Annotated in this window: 1 protein-coding gene; it reads right to left on the reverse strand. The window is 63.2% G+C overall.

What is annotated here, in order from left to right:
* Positions 1-75: 75 nt before the first annotated feature.
* Positions 76-12,378 carry a tandem-95 repeat protein gene (locus DM872_RS27260; protein WP_256873491.1) on the reverse strand — a complete coding sequence of 4,101 codons (12,303 nt, stop codon included), beginning with the start codon at positions 12,376-12,378 and terminating at the stop codon, positions 76-78.

The raw sequence follows: 12,378 nt of genomic DNA on the forward strand, positions 1-12,378 counted from the left end.
CTTCAGGAATGCCGCGAGCATGAGGGCAGACGCCCCCGGCCCGCAACCACCTGAGTGGCTGCGGGCCGGGGGGCATCAGTTCTGGTCGACCTTGATGGTCGGATCAGCACCTGCAATCAGGGAGTTGATGGACTGTCCGCTGAGCTGGGCCGCCGCGCCTTCCAGGGTGATGGACAGGTCGGCATGGCTGGCAGCGGTTCCGCCATCGTTCAGGTGGCCGTCCTTGCTCACCAGCAGGGTGGCGGTGCCGGTGCCGTTGTCGACGATCAGCTTGAGGAAGTTGTCGATGGTGGCACTGGATTCCCCCTGCAGCAGGTCGCTGAGGTTGAGCTTGTCGCCCTCGCTCATCTTGAAGTCCTTCACCACATCCTGATCAGGGCTGCCGACGACGCCCGAGTCACCGGCCTTCCACACGAAGGTGTCGTTGCCGCTGCCACCCCAGAGCAGGTCGCTGCCTTTGCCGCCGGTCAGCGTATCGGTGCCGGTGCCGCCGAACAGGATGTCGTTGCCGTTGCCGCCGATCAGCTGGTCGTTGCCGCCCTGACCATAGAGGATGTCGTTGCCGTCACCGCCCTGGATCAGGTCATTGCCGCCACGGGTGTCGCCATCCACGTTGAAGGTGGAGTGGTTGTTCTTGATGTAGCTGTACAGCTCATCCGAGGTGGCGACGTGGCCGTTCTTCAACTCCAGGAAGCTCTGCAGCGCCTTCATGCCCGAACCTGCCGGCAGATCGGCCGGCTTGGCCGGGTTGCCGTTGACGCCCCAAGGCAGGTAGTCGGTGTTGATGGTGTCGCCGAAGATGATGTCGTCACCCGCACCACCGTTGATGGTGTCGTGGCCCACGGCCACCGGCGTAGTGCTGCTGGAGCCGCCGTTGAGGGCGCTGGTCAGGTCGCTGGCCTGCTGGACGATGTCGACCTGGCCGGTGGGGCCGGTGACGATGATCTGGCTGGTGACGGCGATGTTGTCGATCCGCACGACCGCATCGTTGCTGCCCCAATACCAATGGGTGCTGTTGTCGTTGAGGGCGAATTCGATCTTGTAGGTGCCGTCGTTCAGTACCTTCGATTCGATGGTCGCGCTGGTGCCATCGGTCCTGACTCCGGAATCTTCCACAGTCCAGGTCGTGGTGCCGTTTGGTCCCGATACCTTCTTCCAGAGCGTCCAGGTGAGGGTGTCACCGCTGCTGAACTCGATGCCCCGGTAGCTGAAGCTCAGCTTGCCGGCATTGTTGGCGCTGACGTTGAACTCGGGGCTGGTGGTGCGTATGGCGCCGTCGCCGTATTCGTCGCTGATCTGGAGCTGGTCGCTTTCGCGGCTGACGTCACCGTCGTTGTCGCCGGTAGTGGTCCAGTTGCTGATCTTGTTGTTACCGCCGTTGCTGTCGAAGTTGGCAATGGTCGTGTTCGTGGTACCGAGGTTCAGCGAGCTGTTGCCGGTCACGCTGGTGTTGTCGAAGAACTTCAGATAGTTCTCGTTCACGCCCGGGCCGATACCGATGGCGCGCACGGTGCTGAGGCCGCTCAGGGTACTGAAGGTGGCGATGGATTGAGTAAGTACGTCGTAATCGCTGCTGGCACCACTGTTGGTTGTCGTGGGGTCGCCGTCGGTGAGGAACAGCGTCAGGTTCTGGTAGCCGTTGTTCTGACCATTGAACCAACTGGTGGCATCCTCGAAGGCGTCCTGGTAGTTGGTGCTGCCAGTGGCACTCAGCCCCTCATTCTGGCTGCGGCCGATAGCCGCCAGCAGTTGCTCGATGTTGCCGTTATTGAGGTCGGTGATGCTGATCTTGGTGGTAGCGGAGCCAGCGAAGCCGATCAGCGTGATGTTGATGTCCCCGTCGTGATTCTTCAGCTGGTTCGCGAGGTTCAGCAAAGCGTCCTTGACCAGCTTCATCCGCGAGTTGGCGTAAGTGACACCACTTTGCCCCTGCAGGCTGTAGGCCATGGAGCCTGAGGTGTCCACGATCAGCGCGACGTTGTAGTTGGTCCCCGGTTGGGTAGTCGTCAGGGTGCCGCCGGTATCGCCGAGGATCACGTCGTCGCCAGCGCCACCGATGATGTTGTTGTCGCTGTTCGGGTTGGTCGGGACTTCGACACGGCCGATGTTCAGCGTGAAGTCATGGTTGCCTGAGGTATTGACCCCGCCATTGGCGGTGCCACCGCTGTCCTGTACAGCGAACTGGAATGTAGTCTGGTTGCCGCTTGCGCCCGGCTGGTAGGTCAGCTTGCCCTGGGCGATATCACTGGCGCTCACAGAGGTGTTGGCGCCGATGGCCACGCCGTTGAGCAGCAGGGTTCCGCTGCCCGGCAGTGCCTTGATGATCACGTTCTGCAGGCTGTGGGTCTGCCCGGTTGCGGCATCGATACTGTCGCTGAAGCTGAAGTCCGCCACCTTGAAGGTGTAGGTGTTGCCGGCGTTGACGCTGGCCGTGCCGTTGGCCGAGGTCGGCGCGTCGTTGACCGGATTAACCGTGATGGTGCCCTGGGCCGGTGTTGCGTCCTGCAGGCCGGCGTTATCCACCGAGCTGTACTGGAAGCTGGTGTTGCCGTTCCAGTTGCTGTCGGGGCGGAAGTAGATGGTGGCGCCATTGCTCACAGCAGCGATGACGCTGGCTGCCGTGATGGCGATTGTGCCGGCTGCATCGCTGAAGAAGGTGCCGTGCTGCGGCAGCGAGGTGATCTTGAAGCTGGCGATCGTGCCATCGATATCCGAGCCGCTCAGGCTGATGGCGATCAGGCTGTCTTCATTGCCGGAAGTGCTGGCCACGCTGGTTTCCGGCGCGTCGTTCACCGCGTTGACGGTGATGGTGCCGGTCGCCGGGGTGGCATCCACCAGATTCTGGTTGTCGGTAGCGGTGTACTGGAAGGTGTTGGTGCCGCTCCACTCCGCATTGGGCTTGAAGTAGATGGTTGCGCCGTTGTTGGTCGCAGCGATGACGCTGGCGAGGGTCAGCGGGTTGGTGGCGGCGGCGTCACTGTAGAAGGTGCCATTGGCCGGCAGCGAGGTCAGCTTGAAGCTGGCGACAGTGCCGTCCACGTCCGAGCCGCTGAGGTTCACGGCGATGACCGTGTCTTCGTTGCCCGTTGCGCTGGCGACGATGGTTTCCGGTGCATCGTTCACCGAGTTGACGGTGATGGTGCCGGTCGCCGGAGTGGCATCCGCCAGGCTCTCGTTGTCGGTAGCGGCGTACTGGAAGGTGTAGGTGCCATTCCAGTTTGCATCGGGTTTGAAGTAGATGGTTGCGCCGTTGCCGGTCGCTGCGATGACGCTGGCGAGGGTCAAGGGGTTGGTGGCGGCGGCATCGCTGTAGAAGGTGCCATTGGCCGGTATCGACGTCAGCTTGAAGCTGGCGACAGTGCCGTCGACGTCCGAACCACTGAGGTTGACGGCGATGACGGTGTCTTCATTGCCGGTAGCGCTGGCCGGGTTGGTTTGCGGCGCGTCGTTCACCGGATTGACGGTGATGGTGCCGGTCGCAGGAGTGGCATCCGCCAGGGCGCTATTGTCAGTGGCGCTGTACTGGAAGGTGTTGGTTCCGCTCCAATCCGCGTTGGGCTTGAAGTAGATGGTTGCGCCGTTGCCGGTCGCAGCGATGACGCTGGCGAGGGTCAGCGGGTTGGTGGCGGCGGCGTCACTGTAGAAGGTGCCATTGGCCGGCAGCGAGGTCAGCTTGAAGCTGGCGACAGTACCGTCGACGTCCGAACCGCTGAGGTTCACGGCAATGACCGTGTCTTCATTACCGGTAGCGCTGGTGACGATGGTTTCCGGCGCATCGTTCACCGAGTTGACGGTGATGGTTCCGGTCGCCGGCGTGGCATCCGCCAGGCTCTCGTTGTCGGTAGCGGCGTACTGGAAGGTGTAGGTGCCATTCCAGTTTGCATCGGGTTTGAAGTAGATGATTGCGCCATTACCGGTCGCAGAGATGACGCTGGCGAGGGTCAACGGGTTGGTGGCGGCGGCATCACTGTAGAAGGTGCCATTGGCCGGTATCGACGTCAGCTTGAAGCTGGCGACAGTGCCGTCCACGTCCGAGCCACTGAGGTTGACGGCGATGACCGTGTCTTCATTACCGGTAGCGCTGGTGGCGATGGTTTGCGGCGCGTCGTTCACCGGCGTGACGGTGATGTTCAGCGTGCTGTTGCTGCCGGTGTTGGTGACGTAAGTGACCTGCGGGACGTTGCCGTTCCAGTTGGCGGCCGGAGTGAAGCTGTAGTCACCAGTGCTGCCGAGGGTGAAGGTACCGACGTTGGCGATGGTCGCGGTCTGGCCGGCGTTGAAGTTGCCTGTGATGCCCGCCACGGTGAAGCTGGCGACCGTCAGGGTGTTATCCACATCGCTGTCGTTGTCCAGCACGTTTCCGGTGGCCGGATTGTCTTCGCTGACGGTGTTGGTGTCAGTGATCAGCGCGGACGCATCGTCCACCGGCGTGACGGTGATGTTCAGCGTGCTGTTGCTGCCGGTGTTGGTGACGTAAGTGACCTGCGGGACGTTGCCGTTCCAGTTGGCGGCCGGAGTGAAGGTGTAGTCACCAGTGCTGCCGAGGGTGAAGGTACCCACGTTGGCGATGGTCGCGGTATCGCCGGCGCTGAAGCTGCCAGTGAGGCCGGCCACCGTGAAGCTGGTGACCGTCAGGGTGTTATCCACATCGCTGTCGTTGTCCAGCACGTTGCCGGTGGCCGGATTGTCTTCGGCGACGGTATTGGTATCGGGCGCCAGGACGGACGCGTCGTTCACCGGCGTGACGGTGATGTTCAGCGTGCTGTTGCTGCCGGTATTGGTGGTGTAGGTGACCTGCGGGACGTTGCCGTTCCAGTTGGCGGCCGGAGTGAAGGTGTAATCACCACTGCTGCCAAGGGTGAAGGTGCCCACGTTGGCGATGGTCGCGGTCTGGCCGGCGCTGAAGCTGCCGGTGACGCCCGACACGCTGAAGCTGGCGACGGTGAGGGTGTTATCCACATCACTGTCGTTGTCCAGCACATTGCCGGTGGCCGGATTGTCTTCGGCGACGGTCTTGGTGTCAGCGACCATCACGGACGCATCGTCCACCGGGGCGACATTGCCGAAGCTCAGGACGCCAGTGTCGGTAAGGCTGCCGTCGGTGATGGTATAGGTCGCGCTGGGTACCGGACCGTTGTAGTTCAGTGCCGGGGTGAAGGTGTACGAACCATTGGCATTGATCACCAGCGTGCCGACGTTGGTGATGGTGGCGGTATCGCCGGCCTGGTAGGTGGTGCCATTGACCACGAATTGGGTAACCGTCAGGGCGTCGCCATCGGCATCCGAGTCGTTGGTCAGGACACTGCCATTGACCGGCGTGTCTTCGGTGACCGCAATCGGACCGTCATCCGCCGCGATAGGCGCATCGTTCTCGGGATTGGCGATGGCGAAGCTGAGCACCGCGGTATCGGTGAGGTTGCCATCGAAGAGGGTGTAGGTGGCACTCGGTACCGCCCCGGTGTAGTCCTGGGCCGGGGTGAAGGTGAAGCTGCCGTTGGCGTTGATCACCAGGGAGCCGACACCCGTGATGGTGGCGGTCTCGCCAGCCAGATAGCTGGTGCCACCGAAGCTGAAACCGGTGACGGTCAGGGCATTGCCGTCCGGATCGCTGTCGTTGGTCAGCACACTGCCGCTGACCGGGGTGTCTTCGGTGACGGCAATCGGACCGTCATTGACGGCGATTGGCGCGTCGTTGATCGCATTGACGGTAATGGTGCCGGTGGCCGGGGTTGGATCTTCCAGGCCGTCGTTGTCCACCGAGGCGTACTGGAAGCTGGTGCTGCCGTTCCAGTTGGCATTCGGCACGAAGGTGACCGTTGCACCGTTGGCAGTCGCCGGAACGATTGCGCCAAGGCCCAGGGGGGCACCGTTGAGCAACAGGGTTCCGTCAGTGGGCAGCGTCTTGATGACAAAGTGGCCGACGTTCCCGTCGATATCCGAACCGCTGAGGTTGACCGTGATCGGATTGTCTTCGTTGCCGGTGCCAGTGGTGGCGTTGGTTTCCGGCGCATCGTTCAGCGGGGTAACACTGATGTCGAGCGTGGATTCGCTACCGGTGTTGGTGGTGTAGGTGATCTGCGGTACCGCGCCATTCCAGTTGGCGGCCGGAGTGAAGGTGTAGTCACCGTCCGCAGCGATGGTCAGGGTGCCGACGCCGGCGATCACGGCGCTGGAACCTGCCGTGAAGCTGCCGGGTACGCCGCTGATGCTGAAGCTGGCGACGGTGAGGGTGTTATCCACATCGCTGTCGTTGTCCAGCACGTTGCCGCTAGCTGGGTTGTCCTCGGTGACGGTCTTGGTGTCAGCGATCATCACGGACGCATCGTCCACCGGGGTGACATTGCCGAAGCTCAGCTCAGCGGTATCGGTGAGGTTGCCATCGGAAACGGTGTAGGTCGCGGTCGGCACCGGGCCGTTGTAGTTCGGGGCCGGGGTGAAGGTGAAGCTGCCGTTGGCGTTGATCACCAGGGTGCCGACGCCCGCGAGGGTGGCACTCTGGCCAGCCTGGTAGGTGCTGCCACCTACTTCGAATTGAGTGACGGTCAGGGTGCTGTTGTCGACGTCATTGTCGTTGGTCAGGACATTGCCGGTGGCGGCGGTGTCCTCGGTCACCGGAATCGGGCCGTCATTGCTGGCGACAGGCGCATCGTTCACCGGCGTGACGGTGATATCCAGCGTGGATTCGCTGCCGGTATTGGTGGTGTAGGTGACCTGCGGCACCGTGCCGTTCCAGTTGGCTGCCGGGGTGAAGGTGTAGTCGCCGTCAGCGGCGATGGTCAGGGTGCCGACACCGGCAATGACGGCGCTGGAACCAGCGGTGAAGGTGCCGGTGACGCCACTGATGCTGAAGCTGGCGACGGTGAGGGTGCTATCCACATCACTGTCGTTGTCCAGCACGTTGCCGGTGGCCGGGTTGTCTTCGGCCACGGAGTTGGTGTCAGCGATCAGGACGGACGCGTCATTCACCGGGGTGACGGTGATATCCAGCGTCGAGCTGCTGCCGGTGTTGGTGACGTAAGTGACCTGCGGCACCGCGCCGTTCCAGTTCTGCGCTGGAGTGAAGGTGTAGTTGCCGTCCGCAGCGATGGTCAGGGTGCCCACGCCGGCGATCACGGCGCTGGTGCCAGCAGTGAAGGTGCCGGTGACGCCGGCCACGGTGAAGCTGGCAACGGTGAGGGTGTTATCCACATCATTGTCGTTGTTCAGCACGTTGCCGGTGGCCGGGTTGTCCTCGGCGACGGTCTTGGTGTCAGCGACCATCACGGACGCATCGTTCACCGGGGTGACGTTGCCGAAGCTCAGCTCGGCGGTGTCGGTGAGGTTGCCGTCGGAGACCGTGTAGGTCGCGGTCGGCACCGGGCCGTTGTAGTTCAGCGCCGGGATGAAGGTGAAACTGCCGTTGGCATTGATCACCAGGGTGCCGACGCCGGCGACGGTGCCACTCTGGCCGGCCTGGTAGGTGCTGCCACCGAAGGTGAAGTCGGTGACGGCCAGGGTGTCGTGTTCGACGTCATTGTCGTTGGTCAGGACATTGCCGATGGCGGCGGTGTCCTCGGTGACCGGAATCGGGCCATCGTTGGAGGCTACAGGCGCATCGTTCACCGGCGTGACGGTGATATCCAGCGTGGATTCGCTGCCGGTGTTGGTGATGTAGGCGACCTGCGGCACCGCACCATTCCAGTTGGCTTCCGGAGTGAAGGTGTAGTTGCCGTTCGCCGCGATGGTCAGGATGCCGACCCCAGTGATCACTGCATTGGAGCCAGCGGTGAAGGTGCCCGGCACGCCACTGATGCTGAACGTCGTAACAGTCAGGAGGTTATCCACATCGCTGTCGTTGCCCAGCACATTGCCGGTGGCCGGATTGTCTTCGGCCACGGATTTTGTATCGGGTGCAACGACAGTTGGGTCGTTCACCGCGTGGACGGTGATGTTGCCGTTAACCGGAGTGGGATCTGCCAGGCCGCTGTTGTCGGTGGCGACGTACTTGAAGTCGGTGGTGCCGCTCCAATTGGCATCGGGTTTGAAGTAGATGGTCGCGCCGTTGCTGGTCGCAGTGATGACACTGCTGAGCGTCAGCGGATTGGTGGCAGCGGCGTCACTGTAGAAGGTTCCGTTCGCGGGCAGCGATGTGAGCTTGAAGCTGGCGACAGTGCCATCCACATCCGTGCCATGCAGGTCGACCTGGATGACGGTGTCTTCATTGCCAATGGCATGCTCCGGGCTGGTCCGCGGGGCATCGTTGCTGCCATTGATGGTGACGGTGACGCTGGTCTTGGTGCCGTCGGCGCTGACCACTTCGAAGGTGTCAGTGCGGGAATCACCGACATTCAGCTCGTTGAAGGCGGAGTTGGCGGTGTAAGTCCAGGTGCCGTTGGCTGCGATGCTGAAGCTGCCATAGTCGCCAACGGTGCCGTTCTGGGCAACGAAGGTCTCCGGGCTGTCGACGTCGCTGATGGTCAGGGTGCCGCCGGTGGTCAGCGGGACGTTGGTTTCGGTCAGTTGGACGTTGGCATTGCCGAGGACAGCGGCTTCATTGGTGCCGATCACGGTGACGCTGATGACGTGGGTGGTGCCATCCGCGGCGCTGACGGTGAAGGTCTCGGTCTTGCTCTCGCCTTCGGTGAGCGCCTGGACTTGGGCCGCGCCGTTGTCGAGGGTGTAGGTCCAGGCGCCGTTGCTGCCCAGGCTCAGGGAGCCGTAGCTGCCGGTCTGGGTGCTGGCGGTGAAGAGGTTGTCCGTGCCATCGACGTCGGTGGCGGTCAGGGTACCCCCGGTGGTGAGCGTGGTGTCCTCTTTCACGCTGCCGCTGTCTACGCCGCCGATGATGGCGCCGTCGTTGGTCCCTGTGAGGGTAATCACCAGGTTGGCGGTATGGGTACCGCCGTTACCGTCAGAGATGGTGTAGCTGAAGGTCTCCGTGACCTTTTCGCCCTGGGCCAGGCTGCTGGCGTTGTTGGCTACATAGTTGTACGAGCCGTCGGCATTGAGGGTCAGTTGGCCAAAGAGGCCGTTGACGGTGTGGCCGACATTGCCGCTCTGGTTGTTGACCGCCACGACAGTCAGGTTATCGCCGTCCGCGTCGGTGTCGTTGCCGAGCACACCTCGGCCGGTGCTGGTCAGGGTGGCGTCTTCCTGCACATTGTCGCTGTCGGCGTTCGCGACCGGCGCGTCGTTGACTGGGGTGACGCCAATGCCGACCGCGCCGTTCACGGTGGTGGTGCCGTCATAGACGCTGTAAGTGAACGAACCCACAGCATTGCCGCTGGTGTAGTCGGCCGGTGCGTTGTACTTCAGGCCTTCCAGTTGGGCGCTGGTCAGAACCTGGCCATTGCTGACCGGGGAGCCATCGGCCAGGGTGACGTTGCCCAGGGTGGGCAGGCCGGTGATGGTGATGGTCAGGCTGTCGCCATCGATGTCGGTCGGCGCTTGCAGGCCCAGGTCGGTGCCGACGCTCTCTTCATTGACGTTGATGGTGTTGCTGTCGACGACCGGGGCGTCGTTCACCGCGGCCACGGTGATGGTATCGGTGGCCGGGGTGGTATCTTCCAACCCCTGGTTATCCACCGCGGCGTAGTCGAAGGTCGCGGTGCCGTTCCAGTTGGCGTTCGGCACGAAGGTGACACTGGCGCCATTGCCGGTGGCCGGGACGCTGTCGCCGATGTTGAGTGCCACACCGTTCAGCAGCAGGGTGCCATTGGCCGGCAGCGACTTGATCACGAAGCTGGCGACGCTGCCGTCGAAGTCCGAACCGCTGAGGCTGACCGGAATGCCGGCCGCGTCTTCGTTACCGGAAGCGGATGTTGCATTGGTTTCAGGGGCGTCGTTGATCGCGGCGACGGTGATGGTACCGGTGGCCGGGGTGGCATCTTCCAGGCCCTGGTTATCCACCGCGGCGTAGTCGAAGGTGGTGGTGCCGTTCCAGTTGGCGTTCGGCACGAAGGTGACACTGGCGCCATTGCCGGTCGCCGGGACGCTGTCGCCGATAGCCAGGGCGACACCGTTCAGCAGCAGGGTGCCGTTGGCCGGCAGCGACTTGATCACAAAGCTGGCGACGCTGCCGTCGAGGTCCGAACCGCTGAGGCTGACCGGAATGCCGGCCGCGTCTTCATTACTCGAACCACTGGCCGCATTCGTTTCCGGCGCATCGTTGACCGAGGCGACGGTGATGGTGCCGGTGGCCGGAGTGCTGTCTTCCAGGCCTTGGTTGTCCACCGCGGCGTAGTCGAAGGTCGCGGTGCCGTTCCAGTTGGCGTTCGGCACGAAGGTGAGGCTGGCGCCATTGCCGGTGGCCGGGACGCTGTCGCCGATAGCCAGGGCGACACCGTTCAGCAGCAGGGTGCCGTTGGCCGGCAGCGACTTGATCACAAAGCTGGCGACGCTGCCGTCGAAGTCCGAGCCGCTGAGGCTGACCGGAATACCGGCCGCGTCTTCGTCGCCGGTGGCGCTGGCTGCGTGGGTGTCCGGCGCGTCATTGACCGAGGCCACGGTGATGGTGCCAGTGGCCGGAGTGGCGTCTTCCAGCCCCTGGTTGTCCACTGCGGCGTAGTCGAAGGTCGCGGTGCCGTTCCAGTTGGCGTTCGGCACGAAGGTGAGGCTGGCGCCATTGCCGGTGGCCGGGACGCTGTCGCCGATAGCCAGGGCGACACCGTTCAGCAGCAGGGTGCCATTGGCCGGCAGCGACTTGATCACGAAGCTGGCGACGCTGCCGTCGAAGTCCGAGCCACTGAGGCTGACCGGGATACCGGCGGAGTCTTCGTTGCCGGAAGCGGACGTCACATTGGTTTCAGGGGCGTCGTTGACCGAGGCCACGGTGATGGTGCCAGTGGCCGGAGTGGCGTCTTCCAGCCCCTGGTTATCCACTGCGGCGTAGTCGAAGGTCGCGGTGCCGTTCCAGTTGGCGTTCGGCACGAAGGTGACATTGGCGCCATTGCCGGTGGCCGGGACGCTGTCGCCGATAGCCAGGGCCACACCGTTCAGCAGCAGGCTGCCATTGGCTGGCAGGGATTTGATGATGAACTGAGCAACCGTGCCGTCTAAGTCCGAGCCGCTAAGGCTGACCGGAATGCCGGCCGCGTCTTCATTACCGGAAGCGGACGTCGCATTGGTTTCCGGCGCGTCGTTGATCGCGGCGACGGTGATGGTACCGGTGGCCGGGGTGGCATCTTCCAGCCCCTGGTTATCCACCGCGGCGTAATCGAAGGTGGTGCTGCCGTTCCAGTTGGCGTTGGGCACGAAGGTGACATTGGCGCCGTTGCCGGTGGCCGGGACAACCGAACCGATGGTCAGGGCCACGCCGTTGAGCAGCAGGGTGCCGTCGGCCGGCAGCGACTTGATCACGAAGCTGGCGACGGTGCCGTCGAGGTCCGAACCGCTGAGGCTGACCGGAATGCCGGCCGCGTCTTCGTTACCGGAAGCGGATGTTGCATTGGTTTCAGGGGCGTCGTTGACCGAGGCCACGGTGATGGTGCCGGTGGCCGGAGTGGCGTCCTCCAGGCCCTGGTTGTCCACCGCGGCGTAGTCGAAGCTGGTGGTGCCGTTCCAGTTGGCATTCGGCACGAAGGAGAGGCTGGCGCCATTGCCGGTGGCCGGGACGCTGTCGCCGATGTTGAGTGCCACACCGTTCAGCAGCAGGGTGCCGTTGGCCGGCAGGGACTTGATCACGAAGCTGGCGACGCTGCCGTCGAAGTCCGAGCCGCTGAGGCTGACCGGAATACCGGCCGCGTCTTCGTCGCCGGTGGCGCTGGTGATGTGGGTGTCCGGCGCGTCGTTCACTGCCGTGACGGTGATGTCCAGCGTCGAGCTGCTGCCTGTGTTGGTGGTGTAGGTGACCTGGGGTACCGCTCCGTTCCAGTTGGCATCCGGGGTAAAGGTGTAGTTGCCGTTGGCGGCGATGGTCAGGGTGCCCACGCCGGCAATCACGGCGTTGGAGCCAGCGGTGAAGGTGCCAGGTACGCCATTGATGCTGAAGCTGGCGACGGTGAGGGTGTTATCCACATCGCTGTCGTTGTCCAGCACGTTGCCGATAGCCGGATTGTCTTCGGCCACGGAGTTGCTGTCAGCGATCAGAGCGGACGCATCGTCCTCCGGGGTGACGATGATATCCAGTGTGGAATCGCTGCCGGTATTGGTGACGTAAGTGACCTGCGGGACCGTGCCATTCCAATTGGCGGCCGGGGTGAAGGTGTAATCACCATTGCTGCCGAGGGTGAAGGTGCCGACGTTGGCGATGGTGGCGGTATCGCCGGCGTTGAAGCTGCCTGTAACACCGGTCACGGTGAAGCTGGCGACGGTGAGGGTGTTATCCACATCGCTGTCGTTGTCCAGCACGTTGCCGATAGCCGGATTGTCTTCGGCCACGGAGTTGCTGTCAGCGATCAG

This window comes from Pseudomonas taiwanensis, assembly GCF_013393345.1.
In the GTDB taxonomy this organism is placed as follows: Bacteria; Pseudomonadota; Gammaproteobacteria; order Pseudomonadales; family Pseudomonadaceae; genus Metapseudomonas; species Metapseudomonas resinovorans_C.